Origin of the sequence: Fluviibacterium sp. S390 (assembly GCF_049800695.1) — a bacterium.
Taxonomy (GTDB): Bacteria; Pseudomonadota; Alphaproteobacteria; order Rhodobacterales; family Rhodobacteraceae; genus Meridianimarinicoccus.
In genome coordinates this window covers 23962-43990 of the sequence record NZ_JBNAFN010000029.1, presented here as the reverse complement: position 1 = coordinate 43990, position 20029 = coordinate 23962, and the positions used below count along the sequence as shown (strand labels likewise).

Here is a 20029-nt window from a genome sequence, read left to right as displayed (position 1 = left end):
CCAGCCATCATCCTCGCGAAAACACCTTTGTCACTCCACCGCTTCCAGCGGTTGTACAAGGTCTTGTGCGGACCGTATGCGGCGGGCGCATCCCGCCAACGTAAGCCATTGCGGTTGATGAAGATAATTCCGCTCAACACGCGCCGATCATCGACGCGGGGCTTGCCGTGAGACTTGGGAAAGAAAGGCGCAAGCCGCGCCATCTGCGCGTCGCTAAGCCAGAAGAGATCAGACATGTCACCGCTCGTTTTTCGAACGGTGAATCACGCTGATCGCCGGAAATCAATGGGTCCTGAGCCTACTCCACCGCTGCTTGAAAAGGTCTCAGCCTCAATGCCGGCACTGCCGCCCGTTCCGTTGACATCCAGCCCTGCAGACCCGAACACCATGAGAGTTTAAAAAGGCAGCGAGTTCATCTCTCGCGACCTCGATCTCTGGGCCAATGTGCACGACGTCACGCTGGACTTCTCACGGCCGGGAAAACCGACCGACAACGGGTTCATCGAAGCCTTCAACAGCAAGCTCCGGGCCGAATGCCTGAACGCGCGTCGCCATTGTTGCTCAACCAATGACGCATCAATGGCAACTTCATGAGCCTTGCGGATGCCCGCGACAAGCTGGAAGATTGGCGTAGGCACGACAACGAGGACAGACCCCACAGTGCGATCGGATATAACGTCCCGATCGCCATGCATTATCCCGATGGCGCCACCAGCCCGTCATCGTGAAAGAGTCGGAAAAGTCCAGCTTCCGGCGGTCCAAGCTTGGGGAGCAGTGCTGTCGCCACGGGCTTACTGAATCGCCTTGAGCCCCGGATAGGCCGCACGAAACCCCGCATATGCATCCTCGAACGCGGCGCTCCGGCTCCTGTCCGGGAGAATTTCGTCACGTATCTCGGGTGACGTGATGATACTTTCCGGCGCCTCGCCTGAAGCTGCAATCATGCCCAATCGCGCCGCCCCAAGTGCAGCTCCAAATTCACCTGAGGCCGGCAGTTGAAGCGGGACGTCAAGGACAGTGGAGATCATTCGAAGCCAATATCGTGACGCGCTACCCCCACCGATCGCGATGAGGCTTTCCAGCTTTGCGTCCGTCGCCTTCAGCGCGTCAAAACTGTCGCGCAATCCGAAGGCCACACCTTCGAGTACGGCACGGGTCAACTCCTCGCGCGTGGTGCATGTTGAAAGCCCGGTAAAGCCGCCCCGGATCTCTGCATCGTTGTGTGGCGTTCGCTCCCCTGACAGGTATGGCAGGAACCGCGTGGAAGACGGCGGCAAGAGGGAGTCCCCAAGCGCGCTTGTCAATTCCGAAGGTTTCTTGCCGACGATCCGGGCCAGCCAATTGAGACTGTCGGTTGCCGACAACATGACCCCCATCTGGTACCAACGTCCCGGCAACGCGTGGCAGAAGGTGTGTACCGCAGTTTCGGGAGCTGGCCGGTAACCGTCACGGGCGGCAAGCAAAACGCCCGAAGTGCCGAGCGAAGCGAAGCCCTGGCCTTCGTCCAATGCACCGATGCCACAGGCGGCGGCGGCATTGTCGCCCGCTCCTCCTGCGACCGTCACCGGTCCGCCGAGGCCCCATTTTTTGGCCAACCGGTCCCGAAGATCTCCGGCAGCCTCCGACCCTTCGACCAGACGCGGCATCTGATCGATGTGCATGTGACTGGCTTCGAGCAGACGTCCAGACCAGGTCCGCCCGCCAACATCCAGCCAGGACGTGCCCGCGCTATCGGACATGTCCGCAACGTAATCGCCGGTGAGGTAGTAGTTCAGATAAGCTGCGGGAAGCAGCACTTTCGCGACTTTTGAGAATACTTCTGGTTCGTTTTTACGGACCCATTCCAACTTGGGCGCGGTAAAGCCGGGAAAGACGATGTTTCCCGAAAGCGCGCGCACGCCTTCGCTGGCATCAAGGCGGGCGGCTTCTGCATGCGAGCGGCTATCGTTCCACAGGATGCAAGGCCTCAGGACATCGCCGGATGAATCCAGCAGGGTCGCGCCGTGCATATGTCCTGCCACGCCAATGCCACGCAGATCCGCGAAAGCGGGATATGTGCCGCGCATCTCGTCGATCGCGGCCTCCAGCGCCGCGATCCAGTCGGCCGGGTCCTGCTCGGACCAGCCGGGGTGTCGATGGACGGCTTCGTAGTGCCGCTCGGTCGCACCGATGGGTGTTCCATCACCGTCCACAAGCAACGCGCGCAGGCCGGAGGTTCCAAGATCAATGCCAAGAAAGGTCATTCAGGCGCCCTTCAGGTGAATTTTCAGCGCGGCTTCCATGCCGTCACGGTAGATAAGGTTCAGCCAGCGGGCAAATGACCCCGCGAAGCGCGGGTCATCGGCGAGGTCACCGTAGAGATTCCGTTGTGCCAACCAGGCTGCCGGTGATGATTTGGCTTCCTTCGCAGCGGCGTTCAACTGATCCCAGAACGGGTCGTTCGGCGATATCTCGGAACCATCGTCGCGTGTGCCTTCGCACATGCGGGCCCAGGCCGCCTCGACCAGTGCCAGACCGTCCAGCGGAGCGTCGGCGGCAAGCGCGTCGCGGACCGTAGGCAGGACCATGCCGGTGTGCCGTGAGGATCCGTCGAAAGCTATACGACGGATGGTATCGATGATCCGGGGATTGGAGAAGCGCGTTTCGACAAGGTCCACATAAGCCGCCGGCGTCATCCCCGGAACCGGCGTGACATGTGGCACGATCTCTTCCATTTCGACCTTTCGGAAAAGAGCCGCGACCTGCGGGTGCTGCATGGCCTGAGAGACGGTTTCGATTCCCAGAACCTCGGCCACGTTGGCGATTACCTGGTGTCCAGCGTTCAGGATGCGGATCTTCTGCGCCTCGTACCCATGCACATTGTCCGAAAACTGCGCGCCTGCCTTCGCCCAGTCCGGGCGCCCGGCACAAAAATCGTCCTCGATCACCCATTGCCGGAAGTTCTCATGCGTTACCGGGGCGGCGTCGTCGATCCCCATCTCGCGGACCAACGCGATTTCCTTGGACCCGGTGGCCGGAACGATGCAGTCGACCATTGAATTGGGAAACGCACAATTGCCGTCAATCCAGTGGGCCAGGTCCGGGTCGCTCAACCGTGCGAGCGATACCACTGTCTGGCGCAGGATGGCGCCGTTGCCTTGCAGATTATCGCAGCTTTGTACGGTAAAGGGACCGATCCCCTGGTCCCGGCGCAGTTTCAGCGCCGCGACAATGGCTCCGAAAGCCGTCCGTGGGGTGCCGGGGTTGGCCGCGTCGTGCCGGACGTCGTCATGCGTCTCATCGAAGCCCTTTGTAACAGGATCGATGTAATACCCGCCTTCGGTCACAGTGAGTGAGACGATGCGGATATTGGCCTCCGCCATCTGTTCGATCAACGGGCCGTTGCCGTCTTCGATCGGAACATAGCCGATCATCGACCCCACGACCTCGCCTGAGATCCCCGATGGATCCAGTTCGATCAGCGTGGTCAGACAGTCCTGCGCCGTCAGTTTGGCGCGCATTAGGTTGTCATACGGGCGCACACCCGCTCCGACAATTGCCCAGTCCTGCGCCAGACCGCTTTGCATCAGGCGGTGCAGATACCAGGATTGGTGCGCCCTGTGAAAATTGCCCAAGCCGATGTGGACAATTCCAGCCGTCAGTTTGCTCCGGTCGTAGCCGGGCTTTTCGATGGCTTTTGGCACGCTTCCAAGCGTTTCGTTCGAAAGGGCGATCATTTTGTCACGTCTTCCGTGTATGATTGGATGAACCGTTCGACTGCCGCGAGGTGTTCATAGACCTCGATTGCACCAGCCTCGCGCAGCAGGGCAGTATGCTGATCCCGTTTTCCATCAAGATGTTGCCCACCAACAAAGCCGATGGCCGGAATGCCCGCTGCACGCGCCCCACGGATGCCATGCGGAGAATCCTCCAGGACCAGACAGTCGGCGGCATTCAGGTCAAGCCGGTCCAGTGCCAGCAAGAACAGGTCTGGCGCGGGCTTTCCGTTCGCGACCTCTTCCGCGCTGCATGCCGTGTCCGTGAACCAGTGATCGAGACCCGCCAATTCAAGCGTGGCCACCATGCGCCGCAGTGACCCTCCGGTCGCAATCGCCATTGCGGTGCCTTGCTGTTGGAGGCCGGACAGCAGCGTTTCGGCGCCGGGGATTGTGAACAGTTTGCTCTCGTATGACGCAAGCAATCTGTTCTCAACCCGTTGGGCGAAATCCTCGGGGACGGGGCCTTCAAGCCGCTTTGCAACAAAGTCAGCGATGACAGGCATCGCGACTCCGAGGAACCGGTCGCCAATCTCGCGTGCGCTTGCGTCCCGAATCCCGAGCGCGCGCATTTCGATGGCGATTGCCTCGAGTGACAACGGTTCGCTGTCAACGAGGCAACCATCGAGATCAAATATGACAGCCCGTTTTCTGTGCATTGGACGTTCCCTCTTCCATGGAGTCTCAGGACGAAGGATATTCAAAGGCGTCGCTCGGTTTCCCGGTCGAACAGATGCACGTCATCCGGGTTGATGATGAAACCCAATTTCGATCCGGGGCGCGCGTTGATGCGGTCCTTGACCAGGGCGTCGATCAGGTCCTTGCCGGACCGCGCGAAAATCTGGGTCTCCGACCCGGTCGGTTCGACCACAACCACTTCCATCGGTACACCCTCATCTCCGATCTGAATGTGCTCGGGGCGAATGCCATAGGTCACGTCCTGCCCTTCGCGGGCGGCCGTCTCTGGCAGCGGCAGGGAAAGCCCGCTTTCGGATACGAAAACCCGGCGGTCGCCGTCGGACGCGATCTTGCCGTGCACGAAATTCATCGACGGCGAGCCGATGAAGCTGGCGACAAAGGTGTTGTCGGGATTGTCATAAAGATCCAGCGGCGAGCCGATCTGTTCCACACGTCCATCACGCATGACGACGATCTTGTCGGCCATGGTCATGGCTTCGATCTGGTCGTGGGTCACATAGACGATAGTGGTTCCAAGGCGCTGGTGCAGCTCTTTGATTTCGACGCGCATGGTGACGCGCAGCTTGGCATCAAGGTTCGACAGCGGTTCGTCGAACAGGAACACTTGCGGATCCCGCACGATGGCACGGCCCATGGCCACGCGCTGGCGCTGGCCCCCAGAAAGTTCCTTGGGATAGCGCTTGAGGTACTTGGTCAGATCGAGGATATCGGCCGCCTTGGTGACCTTTTCGTCGATCTCGGACTGCGGTCGCTTCGCCATCTTTAACGGGAAGCCGATATTGTCGTACACCGTCTTGTGCGGATAAAGGGCATAGCTCTGGAACACCATGGCGATGTCCCGCTCCTTGGGCGGAATGCCGTTTACCACGCGCTCGCCAATGGAGATCGTTCCATCGTTGATCTCTTCCAGGCCCGCAAGCATCCTGAGAAGCGTGGACTTGCCGCAACCCGAGGGACCGACCAGGACGACGAATTCGCCGTCTTCGATGTCGACGCTGACACCATGCATGACCTGCACGTTGCCGTAGCGTTTGAAGACGTCTTTTATTGTGACGTTGGCCATGTCGCGGTCCCCTATTGCGGAAGTACGATTTGCATCTTCACATCCGCCGGAGGGGCGGAGGCGGCGATCTCGAACGCGTTTACGCTGTCCGAAAACTCGAATGTTCTGGTGATGAGCGGTTTGACGTCGATGGCGCCCGAGCTGAGCATGCCGACGCAGCGCGGAAATACGTGGGCGTACCGGAAGATGTTCTCGACTCGCGCCTCGCGCACCATGGCTGCGCCTGCATCGTACTGGATAGGATCCGGCTGGCCGCCGATCATGACGACGCAGCCGCCAGGACACAGCGGTTCGAACACGGTCTTGGCGGCATGCGGCGATCCGGTGGCCTCGAAGACGAGGTCCACACCCCACCCGTCCGTGTCGCGTTTGACGACATCGACAACGCTTTCGGATTTGACGTTCACAGGGGTGATGGCCGCGCTGAGCGATCCCGCAATCTCGAGCTTCTTCTCAGACAGGTCGGTCACGTAGACCCGCGCGCAGCCCGCGGCCAAGGCCGCCAGTGCTGTCACCAACCCGATGGGCCCCGCTCCCATGACAACCGCATTGTCGCCAGGCTTTACCCGTGCCTTGGTGGCAGCATGGACCCCGACCGCCAGCGGCTCGACCATTGCGGCTTCGGCGAAGCTGACGTTGTCAGGCAGGAGGAAGGTGAAGGCCTCTGGGTGCACGCAGGTCGGACGCAGGATGCCGTGCACGGGCGGTGTTGCCCAGAAACGCACCGCCGGATCGATGTTGTACATGCCCAGTTGCGTCGCCCGGCTGTTGGGATCGGGAATCCCAGGTTCCATGCAGACACGGTCGCCCGTCTTCAGTGTCTGCACCTCCGCACCGACCTCGATCACGGTGCCCGAGGCCTCGTGTCCCAGGATCATCGGTTCGTTCACCACAAACGGCCCGATACGCCCGTGCGTGTAGTAGTGGACGTCCGATCCGCAAATGCCGACGGTGTGCAGCTTGATGCGGACATCGCGCGGCCCCAGCGTTTCTTCGACCCGGTCAATGGCGGGGAAGTCCCGCAGGTTGATTTCGTCTTTCTTCTCAAGAACAAGCGATTTCATGCCTCAACCTTTCCTGATGATGATGAATGCCACAACAAGCGCAATGGCGTTGGAGATCCAGATGGACAGCCCGGCTGGTTCCAGAAACCGGAACCAGAACAGCGACAGGGCGATCCAGATCACGACTGAAATGAACAGACGGTCGAACCAGTTCGTCTCGATTGGCAGGAAACCGGCGCTATTCTCGGGAATGGGGGGTGCGCTTTCCTCTTCATGGAGCGCCGAGGCGAGCGGTGCTTCGTGTTGGTCACTCATGGTCTTATCCTTTCACCGCGCCAAAGGTCAGACCCGCGACGATGTGCTTCTGCACAAGGCCGAAGACGATCAGGGCCGGGATCAGCGTGAAGACCGAGATCGTTGCCATGACCCCCCATTCGGTGCCGGTTGTCGTCACGTATTCGGACAGACCGGTGGTCAGTGTGCGCGCGTTGAAGTTGGTCAGGGTGGCGGCCAGCAGGTATTCGTTCCAGGCGAAGACCCAGGTCAGGATCAAGGTCACGGCAAGGCCGGGACGACAGAGCGGGAAGACAACCTCGGTGATGACCTTCCACGGGCTGGCACCGTCGACATAAGCCGCCTCATCCAGCTCTTTCGGAATCCCGTCTACAGTTGGACGAAGCGTCCAGATCGCGAATGGCAGGTTGAAGGTGCAGTAAACCAGGATCATGCCGATCCGCGTGTCCAGCAGGTTCCAGTCGCCGACCGCATAGACCTGGGTCATCAGCAGAAAGAGCGGCAGCAGGAACACCGCCGGAGGCGCCATGCGGTTGGTGATGGTCCAGAAGAAGATCGATTCCTTGCCGCTCATGTTGAACCGCGACAGCGCATAGCAGGCGAAGAACCCGAGCACAGTGCAGAGCACCGCATTTCCGGTCGAGATGATGACCGAGTTCAGCATGTAGCTGCGCAAAAGGCGGTCGCCCCAGACCTTGGCATAGTTGCCCCAGTAGGGATCCGACAGGATCAGTTCGGGCGTCGAGAAAAGTTGCACCGCGGGCTTCACCGATATGACGAACAGCCAGTAGATCGGGAACAGGGTCAGCAGGCTGATGAGACTCCAGAAAACAATTCCAATGATCGGGTTTTGCTTTTTCATGGCCTCAGTCCTTCTTGCTGCGGGGTGCAAGCATGGTCACGTAGAGCAACCAGCAGGCGACGATTGTGAGGTAGAGAACGATGACGGAAATGGTTGATCCGTAGCCGTAGTTCGTTTTTGGGAACACTTCCTTGAAGATGTGCACACCCACGAACCGGGTCGCAGAGCCAGGCCCGCCTCCGGTGAGCATCCAGACCTCGTCAACCGTTCTCAAGGCATCCATCAGGCGGATGAAGACGGTCGCGACGACGGCGGGTGCAATCATCGGTAGCGTGATGTGCCAGAAGATCTGGCGCTTGTTGGCGCCATCGATCTGCGCCTGTTCGAATGGATCGGGCGGCAGCGAAACCAGCGCGGCGATCAGCGTCAGTGTCACCAGCGGGGTCCAGTGCCAGATATCCATGATGACGACGGTTGCGAATGCGGCCGGGGCGGATGTCCCGATGTTCATGGTGATCCCGAACCACTCGTCCAGGAAATGCGGAATGATCCCGATCGAGGGCGTTGTCATCAGTTTCCAGACAGAGCCGACAATGATCGGCGCCATGATCAACGGCAGCGTATGGATCGTGCGAAAGATCGCTTTGCCCGGAAAATCGCGCATGAATGCCTGGGCCAGCACATAGCCAAGGATCAATTCGGACAAAACGGCGAAGATGACGAACATGACCGTGACGCCAACCGATTTCAGGAAGGCCGGGTCGAAGACGATCTGGCGAAAGTTGTCGGCGCCGTTGAACACCATCTCGGGATTGACGGCGAACGGGTTCCATTGATGAAAGGACACGTACACGACGTAGATGAATGGCAGGACACCGAAGAAGAACAGGATGACCAGTGTCGGGGCCAGAAGAATCCAGCCAAGTCTCTTGGATTGCATGACGCACCTCTGCTGTTGTCGATGCCCGATTGCGACACCGGCTAAGCCTTTAATGAGTATTTCTTGCTTGCGGCGCGGGCCGCCGCCTGAATGCGGCGGCGGCCCTTTCGGCAACCTGTAGGGAGGTCAAGTTACTTGCGGTAGCCCAGCTCGGTCAGAGTGGATTCCGCTGCGGCCGCCATCTGGTCCAGACCTTCCTGGACGCCAAGGTCTCCGAGCAGGATCTGGTAGAAGATCGGCGCGGTCGCTTCGCGGACCTGAGCGTGGAACGGATAGGCCGGCGCGCCTGCGAACAGGTAGCCCTTGTCCTTGATCAGGTCATAGTAGCCGCTCAGTTTGGCGTTCATCTCCTGAACCTTCGGGTCATCGTAGGTCGCGGTGTTGGTGACACGCGGAGCGGCAACCGCCCAGTCGGGCTGAACTTCGTTCTGGCCGATGTACTGCAGGAACAGCGCGGTGGCTTCCTTGTTCTTGGAGGAATGCGGCATGCCGAATGCACCGCCATCGTAGTAGCCGATGTAGCCTGTGCCACCTTCGACTTCTTCGAGGATGCCGTCTTTCAGCGGCGGCAGCGCAACACCGACCTTGCCGACAACCAGAGACTTGCTCTCATCGGCAGCGATCCAGCCTGCGTTCTCACCGTAAACCAGGCCCTGTGCGGCACGGCCAGCGCCGAAAGTGGTGCCCACTTCGGTCCAGGTCGACGCGGGGCTTTCCGGCGGAGCGATGTCACGCATGGACAGCCACCATGTCATCGCCTCGACGGCTTCCGGCCCGTTCATTTCGCCGCCGTTTGCAACCGATGCGGCGTAGTTGTTGTCGGCGTCGATGCCCCAGTTGTAAACGCCGAAGGTTGGTGCAACCGACTCGTAGTATTCGTACCACGATGCCACGTGACCGGTATGGGCCTGGGCGGTGGTGCCCCATAGGTCCATATCGTTCGCTTCGCCGTACTCGGTGAAGAACTGCGCGATCTCGGCATATTCTTCATGGGTTGTGGCGGGAACGAGATCACGGCCGGTCTGGCTCTTGAACGCCGCTTGGATGTCCGGATCGTTGAAGAGGTCGGTCCGGTAAAGATAGACCTTCAGGAAGGCTTCCATTGGCACGCCATAAAGGTGGCCGGCATCATCTTTGAAGTAGTCCGCGAAGGTGGTGAAGTTGCCCTCGTCGTAGGTCGGGGCGTTCAACTCCGGGTTGTCTGCCAGGAACTGTGTCAGGTCGGTCAGGAAGTCGCGGGACAGATACGAATAGATGATGTCCTGTTCGATATAGGCCATGTCGTAGATGCCGGTGCCGGCTTCCATGTCCTTGATCGCCTTGTCGAACATCTGGTCCCAGGACGTGGTTTCGACATCGACCCGAATGCCGGTCAGAGCTTCGAATTCCGGCGCGAGGACTTCGCGGATGTAAAGCGACGGCGGCGACGATTCTGTTACGCCGCGGATGGTGACACCCTGATAAGGCTCGGCGGCCGATTTCCACCAGGCTTCGTCAATTTCAGCGAATGCCGATGTGGCGGCAACGGTAAGTGTAAGCGCGGACGCGCCCATCTTGAATGCAAAGCTCACGGCTTTCCTCCCATTTTTGACAGAGCGCAGCGCACGCTATCGAACGCACTATGCGAATCGTCTCGCGCCACCTCCCAACGCTACAATGCAAGTGCATCGCCTTACATGCAAGTGTAATTATTCATATGTATGTGTTGCCAAACATATGTATCTGTGCCAGCTTTCTGTCAAAGTTGTCGGGAGTGACGCCTGCATGTCTGGGAGGACTTCAGCTTGGGACGCGAACCAATCGAGGACAGCGACGCCTTCGTAACTGAGGTCTGCTGGCACTACTATGTGAACGAAATGACCCAAGCCGATGTTGCCCGCCACATGGGTGTCACAAGGCTACGCGTGAACCAGGCAATTCAAACGGCGAAATCTCTGGGCTTTGTAAAAATTCAGATTGAATCGCCGTTCCTGCCCCGTGTTGAGTTGCAGGAGAACCTGAAAGAGGCGCTGGGTCTTCAGCGCGTCGTCATAGGACCGGCAAACGAGGCGGATTACGACTACCACAAGGCCGTCGGGGCGGCGCTGGCGGCTCTGCTCGCAGAACGTCTGGCGGCCGGCGGCTGGACATCGCTTGGTGTGTCTTGGGGCTTGACGCTTGACGCCGCTATTAGAAAGCTCACGCGTCAGTCGCATCCAGGCTTGGAAGTTTTGTCGATTCTCGGTGGTACGGCCGAAGGTTCAACACTGAACTCGTTTGGGATCGCGTCCGGATTTGCCAATGTGCTCGGCGCGAGCTTCTCGGTCCTGACTGCACCAATCTACCTGTCCGAAGGTATCGATCGCGATCTCTTCCTGTCACAATACGCATTGAAAGAGCATTTCGAGAAACTCAAATCCCTGGATGCAGTCCTTCTGACCTGTTCGAACGTTTCAGAGAAATCGTTCCTGGTTGAACACGGGCTTCCGCACGAACTTACACCAGAGACGTTGATCGAGGCAGGAGCCATCGGCGATGTGCTTGGTCAATTCTTGGATCGGGATGGCGCTTCCGTTTCCGAGGCGGTGGACAACCGCACAGTCGGAATGCCGCTTGATCAGGTTTTGGCTGTCCCGGAAAAGATCATGGCGGCCGCGGGTCCACACAAGGTCGAGATTATCAAAGCTGCCTGCAAACGCGGCCTCGTCGATACGCTGGTCACGGATGACGTCACCGCACGACTACTGCTTGAGGACAAGTCCGTCCAAAGCAGCGCTGCAGAATAGCCGGCGAAGGATCGAATGCGAAGGTTGGGAATTCACTCGTTCGTCTGGACCGGCGGTCAGACTCAGGCCGGGCCCGAAATGGCACTGGAGACATCAGCCGAACATGGCCACCCCTGCATCAAGTTCGCCAACCTCTGCCCAAAGCAGTTCAACAGGGACCCGCTCGCCAGAAAGGCAGAAGGACACAACGTGCAGATCGGCGTCACCATTGGCCTTCCGGTCAGCAAGGACCTGCCGTCCGATGACCCGGAAGGGGTCAATGCGGGCAACGGCCATCTTGCAGCGCATGCAAAGATCTTCATCGAATTGAAATCGGCAGAGCCTCGCCGCGCCACGAATGCGAGGGCATCGCAATGACGTTGGCACCGGACAGTCTTGGCCCAACGGTTTGCATCGGCGAAGTGCTTTCCGAAATCGTCGCCACGACCGTTGGAAGGGGCTTTTCCGAACCGCTACCGCTGATCGGGCCCTATCCCAGTGGCGCACCGGCGATCTTCATTGACCAGTGCGGGCGATTTGGCGGATCGGCTGCGATGATCGGTGCGGTCGGCGACGATGATTTCGGTCGCGTGATCATCGACCGGTTGCGGCGAGATAACGTCGATGTTTCCGGGATCTGCGTCGATCCAAAGCTGCCCACCGGAACAGCGTTCGTTCGCTACCGCCCCGATGGGGACCGGGACTTCGTGTTCAATATGTGGACGTCCGCCGCCGGAAACCTGGCATGGACGGACGCCGTGGACGCCATCGTATCACGTGCCGGGCACCTGCATGTCATGGGAACCCTGTTGGGCAACGCAACCGTCTGGCCAATGATCGAACGGGCTGCGGACATCATATCGAAACGGGGCGGCAGCATTTCACTCGATCCCAACATGCGCAAGGAATTGCAGGCTGATGCAGAAACCGGCGCACGTGTCGCTGCGATGGTCGCGATGTCCGACCTGCTGTTGCCGTCCGGAGAAGAACTGTTTGTCGCCGCCGGCCTGTCACCGGATGCAAGCGAGGAGAACGCGTTGGAGCAGTTATTCGGCACTGGCGTTTCGGAGATTGCAATCAAACGCGGCAAAGATGGATCAAGCTGTCATGACGCCGACGGCACCTTTACGCGTGCGCCCGCCTTCATCGTTGAAGAACTAGACCCAACCGGTGCCGGCGACTGCTTTGGCGGCGCCTATGTTGCGGCGCGGCGACTGGGCTTGAGCACCCAACAATCCCTGACCTATGCCAACGCCGCCGGTGCACGCAACGTGACGTTCCGCGGCCCGATGGAAGGCGCGGGAACGCGGGCGGAACTGGACACATTCATTCAGCAGACGGAGCGCGCAAAATGACCGCGATTGAATTGACGGACCTTGCGCGGCTGCATCGTTCAGGACACGCGCGGGGGATCACGTCTGTCTGCTCCGCCCATCCCATCGTTCTGCGCGCCGCCCTGCGTCACGGACGCGCGAAAGGCAGTACCGTCCTGATTGAAGCGACCTGCAACCAGGTCAACCATGTCGGCGGCTACACAGGCATGACCCCTGCCGACTTCGCCGAACTGGTCTATGACCTTGCCCGAGAAGAAGGTTGCCCACGTGAATTGATCGTGCTTGGCGGCGATCACCTGGGTCCCAATCCGTGGCGGCACCTTCCCGCGGGCGAGGCGATGGAGCAAGCCTGCGACATGATGGAAGCCTATGTCAGCGCCGGTTTTCGCAAACTCCACCTTGATGCCTCCATGGGATGTGCAAACGAACCGGCGGCGCTGAATGACGAAGTGACGGCGCTACGTGCCGCGCGGCTTGCGCGTCGCGGAGAGGAGGCGGCCGCGAAATCCGACCTGCCGCTGCCGCTTTACATCATCGGAACCGAGGTTCCTCCGCCCGGCGGCGCAGACCATGCGCTGGATGACATCACGCCGACAGCGCCTGACGCCGCCCGCACGACGATCGCGGTCCACCAGGAGATTTTCGAGGCACACGGTCTCTCGGAAATGCTGGGTCGCGTCATTGGCCTGGTGGTCCAGCCCGGTGTGGAATTCGGAAACCACAACGTCATTCCCTATGACGCCAACAAGGCGCGCGACCTGATCCGGGTTCTGGAATCGCATGACGGTCTCGTATTCGAGGCCCATAGTACGGACTATCAGGGCACTGGCCCTCTCTCGGAATTGGTCAGGGGCGGGTTTGCGATCCTCAAGGTCGGGCCGGAGTTGACCTTCGTTCTTCGCGAGACGCTCTATGCGTTGGACCTCATTGCCAGCGACATGCTGCCCAACTATGGCGACCGACCGCTCTACCACGCGATGGAAGAGGTGATGCTGGCCGAACCGGAGAACTGGGCCCGCCACTATCATGGCACGGACTCGGAACGACGCGTCATGCGCCATTACTCCCTTTCGGATCGCATCAGATACTACTGGACAGACCAGAAGGCGCAATCCGCTGTTGCGGATCTGCTGGCCGCACTTCGTGGTAAAACAGTACCGCTGCCCCTGATGTGGCAACATCTGCCACGCGCGGTGGGCGCCGCCGGACAGCCACTCGACCCCGAAGCGCTCCTGATCCGGCGCGTCGGCGATACCCTGGCGGAATATCATTCTGCCTGCACTATCCAGGAGGTCTGACCAATGTCGCTTTCGCAGTTTCGCCTTGAAGGAAAGATTGCCCTGATCACCGGTGGAAACCGGGGCATCGGGCTTGCGACCGCGCAACTCTTCGCCAAAGCCGGTGCACTGTGCATGTTGACGGCGCGTTCCGAAACGGACGACTCCCGTGCCCTGACCGACACTGGCGAACACGCGTTTCATGCCGCCGACATAACGGCTCCTGCCTCGCCTGACGAACTGGTCGAGGCAACTCTCGAACGTTTTGGCAGGATCGACATTCTGGTCAACAATGCCGGCGTGGCTGACGGCGGCGATTTTCACGATTTCGATGACGCTCGGCTGGCCCGGATCATGGATACGAACCTGATTGCGCCGTTCCGGGTCGCCCGCTCGGCCGTGCGGCCAATGCTGGCGCAGTCGTCCGGCGCCATCGTCAATATCGGCTCCATTTCAGGCTATGTCGCGAACAAGCCGCAACTTCAGGTGGCCTACAATTCCTCGAAAGCGGCGATCCATCAGATGACCTCCGTCATGGCTTTCGAATATGCCGCCCGCGGAATTCGGGTCAATGCACTGGCACCGGGATACATCCGCACCCGCATGGCAATCGACGGGATGGAAGATCCGGAAATGAGCAAGGTCTGGGCCGACAATACGCCAATGGGCCGCTTTGGGACCCCGGAAGAGATGGCCAATTGCGTGCTGTTTCTGGCCTCGGATGCCGCCTCCTTCGTCACGGGGGCCACGCTGGTCGCCGATGGCGGATACATCACACATTGAGGAACACACCAATGAGCACGCAATTCGAAGGAAAGACTGTTATCGTCACGGGCGCCGGAAAAGGCATCGGACGGGCCTGCGCAGTGGAAATGGCCAAACGTGGCGCATCCGTCTTTGCCATGGCCAGGACCAAGTCCGACCTGGATCGTCTGAGCGACGAGACCGGCTGCCGCTCTATCATCGTCGACCTGATGGACAATGCGGCCGCCCGCGCCGCAATGAAAGAGGCCGGAACCTGCGATTTCCTCATCAACTGCGCCGGAACCAATGTCCTGGAAACCGTGCTCGACATGACGGACGAGGGCTATGAAGCCGTGATGGGCATCAACCTGCGCGCGGCCCTGATTTGTGCCCAGGAATTCGCGCGGGCGCGCGTGGCGGCCGGGGGCGGCGGCTCAATCCTCAACGTGACGTCCATTGCTGGGCACCGCGGGTTCGACGAACACATGTGCTACGCCGCCTCGAAGGCCGGTCTTGAAGGAGCGACCCGTGTCATGGCCAAGGAACTTGGCGTCCATGGCATCCGCGTCAATGCCGTCGCGCCAACCGTGACGATGACCGAACTCGCCGCCGCGGCATGGTCCGATCCTGCCAAGAAAGACCCGATGATGGTGCGCCACCCGATTGGCCGCTTTGCAGAGGTCGAAGACGTGGCCAAATCCATTGTTATGCTTCTTTCCGACGATGCCCCCATGGTGACCGGCGCCGTCCTTCCCATCGACGGCGGTTTCCTCGCCGTCTGAGCGTCTCAAGCTGAATAAAAGGAGGCCGACATGGCCGAATCTCTCAACGGAAAAATCGCGGCCGTCACCGGCGCCGCCTCTGGTATCGGCCTTGCCGCCACCGAAGCACTGCTGGCCGAAGGCGCCACGGTCGTCATGGTGGACCGGGACGAAGATGCCCTGAAAGCCTGCATTGACCGGCTTGGCGACAAGGCCATTGCGCAGGTCACGAACTTGCTCGATGCCGAAAGCTGCAAGGCGATGGTCCCGTCGATCCTCGAAAAGGTGGATCACATCGACACTCTCTATTGCAACGCCGGGACCTATATCGGTGGCGATCTCGACGAGACCAACCCCGACACAATCGACCGGATGCTGAACCTCAACGTCAACGCCGTGATGAAGAACGTCCTCGCGATCATCCCCCACATGAAAGACCGTGGCATTGGCGACATCTGGGTCACCTGTTCGGTCGCAGGCCACTCTGCCATTCCGTGGGAACCGGTGTATTCCGGATCCAAGTGGGCGATCACCTGTTTCGTCCAGACCATGCGCCGCCAGCTTCGCGAACACGGCATTCGCGTAGGCCAGGTCTCTCCCGGCCCCGTGGTTTCGGCGTTGCTGGCCGACTGGCCTGCGGACAGGCTGCAAAATGCCAAGGACAGCGGTTCTATCATCGAACCGACCGAGGTGGCGGACGCGCTCGTCTTTGCGCTGACGCGTGGGCGCAACGTGACGATCCGGGACATGATCGTACTGCCCACGGCGTTCGACATCTGAGGCCATGAAGGCATTCGCCGGGAAGTCCGTCCTGATCACTGGTGCCGCGGGGGGCTTCGGCAGGGGCACGCCCGAGGCTTTCTTCGCGGCGGAAGCTGACCGGCCCTGCGCGAAATCCCTCACCGCATGGAGAGCCTGCGCCACCTTTGAAGGAGCAGACGAATGCGAAAGAGCCGTTTCTCCGAGGCGCAGACAATCGGGATGATCAGGGAGCAAGAGGCGGTCATGCCGACCGCGGCCACAGTCTGCAAGCTGAAATACAAGTATGGCGGGCGGGAAGTTTCCGATGGACGGCAGCCCCCCTGTGCTGCCGATGTCCACGACCTCGTCGGAACTTGGGGCCAGCAACGCAACAGTCCCCCTGAAACGACCCCGTTACCGAAGTCCCGACCCTAAAAGGGGTCACGCGACGCATGACCCCTTTTCACGGTTACTTCAGTTTGCCCGGCAAGCTCAAATCCCCAGACGCAATGTCGAAGACATCAACAACGCAAAGCAGCGGTGCGTGAATGTTGGCATTCACCCGCAAGGCAGATGTCACGCCATCATAGGCGACGCCCTCCAGTTCAACGTCATGGCCGAAGGCCACATTCACGGCAATTTCGGGACCATCGAACAGCGGCGTGAAGCCGGGACTGTCCAGAAAGATCGGCAGGCCGGGCCATGTGGCCGGCATCCTTGGCGTTTCACCGTCGGGTATGTCGCGCACAGCCAGCGCACCGGGACCACAGGCTTCGGTCGGCGTGAGAACAACCCAGTGACTGTGCCAGATCACACCGTCATTCGCCGGATCGCCATCGTTGTTTTCATCGTAAAGCGGCGTGTCGTCGAAGTCAGGGTGACTTGTTGCGGCCAAGGCCAGAATTCCTGTGCCGCCCTCAAAATCAACTGCCGATGGGTCAAGTGACGTTGGCCAGACGTAGGAGAGCACCTCTGCACCGCCGAGCGCACCCGTCGTTGCAGGCAGGTCAAAACCTGCGACTCCATTTGTGGTCATGTGGAAGGTCACGACATTGCCTTTGCGGTGCGCATGCGCGCCCAGAATATCGAATGAGGCAATCTTGGACGGGTCCGCGTCTGACAGGATGGCGCCGTCCTGCGTGACTGCATGGGCGTGTTCGCCATCCGCCCAGGCGGCACCGCTGGTCAGGGCAAGTGTGGTCGCAATGTAGAGGGAGAGTTTCATGGCCGGTTCCTTTATGGATTGTGTGTTTTTATTAGTAGCGAGTCGAAACTATTGCAATGATTATTTCGAGTCGCTACTAGAGGGTATGGAGACCGATCTCTACATTCGTGAACTGATCAACCGGCTGGCGCGCCTTGATGCGGCATCCGGCTGGGACGGCGATCTGAATCCGACACAACGTGCGGTGTTGGCCTATCTTGGGCGGGCCAACCGGTTTTCTCGAAGCCCCTCGCATGTCGCCGAATATCTGGGAACGACCCGAGGCACGATCTCGCAGTCATTCAAATCGCTGCAACAAAAGGGTTACGTGTCCGAGCTGCGCTCTAGTCGCGACAAACGGACCATTAGCTTTGCATTGACCCCCAAGGGAGAAGGAATTGCACAGACGGTTAGTAACCTGGATCACTGTCTTTCGGAGCTGAGCGACTCGAAGAAACAAGCCTTGCAGGCAACGTTGACCGAGGTTCTCAGACGGTTCGTACAGCAAAACGATGGACGTGCCTTCGGCGTTTGCAAAACCTGCATCCATTACAAAGCGTCCAGTTCCGGGGGATTTTGCACGTTGCTTTCCGAGCCGCTGTCGCCCGAAGACTCATCTCTGATCTGCCATGAACAGCAAAGCGCATGATGGCAGGTTCCTTCACCCCAATTGTTGACGGATTGTTCCTCGGCAAGCTGGCGCATCGGTGCAGAAGCTGACGTGCCGCCACGACAAGGCCACCTCTATACGTTCGCATCAGCTTTCGAGGCGAACCAGTCAAAAGTGGCCTGGACGGCCGATCCACGCTTCGCCCCGCGTTCGGCCAGTAGATAGAAATCATGCTCCCCCGGGAGGGTATCCGGACAGACCTGCACGAGACGGCCCTCGGCAATGTCGCGCGTCGCAAGGAAGCTGCTGACGAGCGCAATCCCCTGCCCCGAGAGAGCCGCGTCCATGGCAAGAGCCGTCTGGCTTAACCGCAGACCGCGTCCGCCGCGATCTTCGACATTCAAATGCCTCAGGAAGGCGGGCCAGAGACCATGGGCATCGTGCAGCTTGGGCAAGCACGACAGCGCCTCAGGATCGAGTGGCAAGCTGTGCCCGCCGACAAGGGCGGGTGACGCGACCGCGATGATCTCCTGGCGAAAAATCCGAACAACCTCCAACGCCGCACCAAAGGGTGGCTTTCCCTGACGGATCGCCAGATCGATCCCGTCGCCGTGAAAGCGCGACACCCTTTCGGTGGCAAGAACCGCAAGGTCGATCTCCGGATGCGCGGCCGAGAACTCCGGCAGGTTGGGCATCAGCCACTTCGCCGCGAATGTCGGCGTGACGCTGACCAGAACCTTGCCCGGCTCGGGGCGCAGGGTCTCGGTGGCGGCGCGCAGGTCGTCGAAGGCTGTGGCGACGAGCGTATGATACCCGCGTCCCGCAGCCGTAAACGCCAGCCCCTTGGGCAATCTTTCGAAGAGCTTCACGCCCAGATGTGCTTCGAGCTGCCGCACCTGTTGGGCGACCGCCCCCTGCGTCACGCCCATCTCTTCGGCGGCAGCGCGAAAATTGAGATGACGGCCCGCCACATCGAAAGCACGCAAGCCGTTGAGAGGCGGAAGTTGGGTCATCTGACGATAGTAATGTTACTGTCAGACAAGATCAAATCTGGCGCGAAACCGAACCGGGAAAGACCTAGATTGGCGACAGGACAGAATTGGAGCGCGCGATGTCAGTAGAAAAAGTAGCATTGATCACGGCTGGCGGCAGTGGAATGGGGGCCGATGCCGCCCGTCGGTTGGCGGCAGACGGTTTCCGGGTCGGGATATTGTCGTCTTCCGGCAAGGGTGAGGCGCTCGGTCAGGAGCTGGGCGGTTTCGGCGTGACGGGATCGAACCGGGACGCGGACGATCTGAAGGCACTGGTGCAAGGTGCCACCGACCGCTGGGGCCGTATCGACGTGCTGATCAACTCTGCCGGACATGGCCCCAAAGGCCCGGTCCTGGATATATCCGACGACGACTGGCACACGGGAATGGAAGTCTATCTGCTGAACGTGATCCGGCCCGCGCGGCTGGTCACGTCGCTGATGCAGGCGCAGGGCGGCGGCGCGATCATCAACATATCGACCTTCGCGGCCTTCGAGCCTGACCCGCTCTTCCCGACCTCTGGTGTGTTCCGCGCGGGCCTGGCCGCGTTCACGAAGCTCTACGCGGACAAATACGCGGGCAAGAACATCCGCATGAACAACGTCCTGCCGGGGTTCATCGACAGCCTGCCCGAGATAGAGGATCGCCGCGCCCGCATCCCGATGGGCCGTTACGGGCGCGCAGAGGAGGTGTCGTCGCTGATCTCGTGGCTGGCATCGGATGGAGCGGCCTACATGACCGGCCAGAATCTGCGGATCGACGGAGGTGTGACCCGTGCCATCTGATCACGTTCTCGCCGCCCCGGCGACGGGACGGCTCGCCTTCACCGTCAAATGGGTCGCCTCGATCATCCAGATCATGGGCTACACGGCCACGGCCTTCGGCTGGACGCCCTGGAACCTCTACCTGTTTCTCGTGGGCGTCCTCGGCTGGTTCGCTGTCGGCGTGCTCTGGAATGACCGCGCGATCATGCTGATCCACATCGTCGCCCTCGGGGCCATGCTTGCCGGGATGAGCAGCAGCTGA

The 20029-nt window shown here is 60.2% G+C and carries 22 protein-coding genes and 2 pseudogenes; 12 read left to right on the top strand and 12 right to left on the bottom strand.

What is annotated here, in order from left to right; genetic code table 11:
* A partial coding sequence (locus tag ACP15K_RS18255; RefSeq protein WP_424990003.1) for a transposase occupies positions 1 to 236 on the bottom strand: 236 nt, incomplete at its 3' end.
* A gap of 163 nt (positions 237 to 399) precedes the next feature.
* On the opposite strand from ACP15K_RS18255, the pseudogene ACP15K_RS18250 reads away from it, so the two are divergent.
* Positions 400 to 728, top strand: a pseudogene (locus tag ACP15K_RS18250) (integrase core domain-containing protein); the annotation flags it as partial.
* Between the two features lie 63 nt (positions 729 to 791).
* Here ACP15K_RS18250 and xylB read toward each other — a convergent pair.
* From xylB to ACP15K_RS18205, 9 genes are read right to left on the bottom strand one after another with little or no spacing between them, the layout of a single operon-like run.
* A complete protein-coding gene (gene xylB, locus ACP15K_RS18245; protein WP_193140899.1) occupies positions 792 to 2243 on the bottom strand; it encodes a xylulokinase in 1452 nt (483 codons plus the stop codon).
* Positions 2244 to 3716 carry a mannitol dehydrogenase family protein gene (locus ACP15K_RS18240; RefSeq protein ID WP_424991205.1) on the bottom strand — a complete coding sequence of 491 codons (1473 nt, stop codon included), beginning with the start codon at positions 3714 to 3716 and terminating at the stop codon, positions 2244 to 2246.
* A complete protein-coding gene (locus ACP15K_RS18235) occupies positions 3713 to 4414 on the bottom strand; it encodes an HAD family hydrolase (RefSeq protein WP_424991204.1) in 702 nt (233 codons plus the stop codon). Before ACP15K_RS18235 ends, ACP15K_RS18240 begins: the two co-directional genes overlap by 4 nt.
* Before the next feature lie 41 nt (positions 4415 to 4455).
* A complete protein-coding gene (locus tag ACP15K_RS18230) occupies positions 4456 to 5517 on the bottom strand; it encodes an ABC transporter ATP-binding protein (RefSeq protein WP_424991203.1) in 1062 nt (353 codons plus the stop codon).
* Positions 5518 to 5528: 11 nt separating this feature from the next.
* Positions 5529 to 6581, bottom strand: a complete 1053-nt coding sequence (locus ACP15K_RS18225; protein ID WP_193140895.1) for an NAD(P)-dependent alcohol dehydrogenase — start codon at positions 6579 to 6581, stop codon at positions 5529 to 5531.
* 3 nt (positions 6582 to 6584) lie between these two features.
* Positions 6585 to 6836, bottom strand: coding sequence for a DUF2160 family membrane protein (locus ACP15K_RS18220; RefSeq protein WP_193140894.1), 252 nt, complete (start codon positions 6834 to 6836; stop codon positions 6585 to 6587).
* A 4-nt stretch (positions 6837 to 6840) separates the two neighbouring features.
* Positions 6841 to 7677, bottom strand: coding sequence for a carbohydrate ABC transporter permease (locus ACP15K_RS18215; protein ID WP_193140893.1), 837 nt, complete (start codon positions 7675 to 7677; stop codon positions 6841 to 6843).
* A gap of 4 nt (positions 7678 to 7681) precedes the next feature.
* The gene (locus ACP15K_RS18210) at positions 7682 to 8671 is read right to left on the bottom strand and encodes a carbohydrate ABC transporter permease (RefSeq protein ID WP_424991202.1); all 990 of its coding nucleotides are present in this window, start codon (positions 8669 to 8671) and stop codon (positions 7682 to 7684) included.
* Between the two features lie 17 nt (positions 8672 to 8688).
* Positions 8689 to 10128, bottom strand: a complete 1440-nt coding sequence (locus ACP15K_RS18205; protein ID WP_319022441.1) for an extracellular solute-binding protein — start codon at positions 10126 to 10128, stop codon at positions 8689 to 8691.
* Between the two features lie 213 nt (positions 10129 to 10341).
* Here ACP15K_RS18205 and ACP15K_RS18200 point away from each other — a divergent pair, with 213 nt between their 5' ends.
* The 8 genes and pseudogenes from ACP15K_RS18200 to ACP15K_RS18165 form a co-directional block, all read left to right on the top strand.
* Positions 10342 to 11322 carry a sugar-binding transcriptional regulator gene (locus ACP15K_RS18200; RefSeq protein ID WP_193140891.1) on the top strand — a complete coding sequence of 327 codons (981 nt, stop codon included), beginning with the start codon at positions 10342 to 10344 and terminating at the stop codon, positions 11320 to 11322.
* Positions 11323 to 11400: 78 nt separating this feature from the next.
* Positions 11401 to 11679, top strand: a complete 279-nt coding sequence (locus tag ACP15K_RS18195; protein ID WP_424991201.1) for a hypothetical protein — start codon at positions 11401 to 11403, stop codon at positions 11677 to 11679.
* Positions 11676 to 12656: a tagatose kinase gene (locus ACP15K_RS18190; RefSeq protein WP_226925748.1), complete on the top strand. Its 981-nt coding sequence runs from the start codon at positions 11676 to 11678 to the stop codon at positions 12654 to 12656. The genes ACP15K_RS18195 and ACP15K_RS18190 overlap by 4 nt, the downstream gene beginning before the upstream one ends.
* The gene (locus ACP15K_RS18185) at positions 12653 to 13933 is read left to right on the top strand and encodes a D-tagatose-bisphosphate aldolase, class II, non-catalytic subunit (RefSeq protein WP_424991200.1); all 1281 of its coding nucleotides are present in this window, start codon (positions 12653 to 12655) and stop codon (positions 13931 to 13933) included. The genes ACP15K_RS18190 and ACP15K_RS18185 overlap by 4 nt, the downstream gene beginning before the upstream one ends.
* 3 nt (positions 13934 to 13936) lie before the next feature.
* Positions 13937 to 14695: an SDR family NAD(P)-dependent oxidoreductase gene (locus ACP15K_RS18180; RefSeq protein ID WP_424991199.1), complete on the top strand. Its 759-nt coding sequence runs from the start codon at positions 13937 to 13939 to the stop codon at positions 14693 to 14695.
* 11 nt (positions 14696 to 14706) lie between these two features.
* Complete coding sequence (locus ACP15K_RS18175) at positions 14707 to 15438, top strand: SDR family oxidoreductase (RefSeq protein ID WP_193140887.1); 732 nt, start codon at positions 14707 to 14709, stop codon at positions 15436 to 15438.
* A 30-nt stretch (positions 15439 to 15468) separates the two neighbouring features.
* Positions 15469 to 16197: an SDR family oxidoreductase gene (locus ACP15K_RS18170; RefSeq protein ID WP_424991198.1), complete on the top strand. Its 729-nt coding sequence runs from the start codon at positions 15469 to 15471 to the stop codon at positions 16195 to 16197.
* A gap of 162 nt (positions 16198 to 16359) precedes the next feature.
* A pseudogene (locus ACP15K_RS18165) lies at positions 16360 to 16485 on the top strand (IS3 family transposase); the annotation flags it as partial.
* A gap of 142 nt (positions 16486 to 16627) precedes the next feature.
* Here the strand turns inward: ACP15K_RS18165 and ACP15K_RS18160 are convergent.
* A complete protein-coding gene (locus ACP15K_RS18160; protein ID WP_424991197.1) occupies positions 16628 to 17383 on the bottom strand; it encodes a hypothetical protein in 756 nt (251 codons plus the stop codon).
* Here ACP15K_RS18160 and ACP15K_RS18155 point away from each other — a divergent pair.
* Positions 17382 to 18011 (top strand): MarR family winged helix-turn-helix transcriptional regulator, encoded by a 630-nt coding sequence (locus ACP15K_RS18155; protein ID WP_424991196.1) that lies wholly within the window; start codon positions 17382 to 17384, stop codon positions 18009 to 18011. The two genes, ACP15K_RS18160 and ACP15K_RS18155, sit on opposite strands and share 2 nt — an antisense overlap.
* Before the next feature lie 95 nt (positions 18012 to 18106).
* On the opposite strand, the gene ACP15K_RS18150 is transcribed toward ACP15K_RS18155, so the two are convergent.
* Positions 18107 to 18985 carry a LysR substrate-binding domain-containing protein gene (locus tag ACP15K_RS18150; protein WP_424991195.1) on the bottom strand — a complete coding sequence of 293 codons (879 nt, stop codon included), beginning with the start codon at positions 18983 to 18985 and terminating at the stop codon, positions 18107 to 18109.
* A gap of 98 nt (positions 18986 to 19083) precedes the next feature.
* Here ACP15K_RS18150 and ACP15K_RS18145 point away from each other — a divergent pair, with 98 nt between their 5' ends.
* Both ACP15K_RS18145 and ACP15K_RS18140 read left to right on the top strand, forming a co-directional pair.
* Entirely contained in the window at positions 19084 to 19788 is a 705-nt protein-coding gene (locus tag ACP15K_RS18145; protein WP_424991194.1) for an SDR family oxidoreductase, read from the top strand.
* Entirely contained in the window at positions 19778 to 20029 is a 252-nt protein-coding gene (locus tag ACP15K_RS18140) for a DUF6552 family protein (RefSeq protein ID WP_193140882.1), read from the top strand. The genes ACP15K_RS18145 and ACP15K_RS18140 overlap by 11 nt, the downstream gene beginning before the upstream one ends.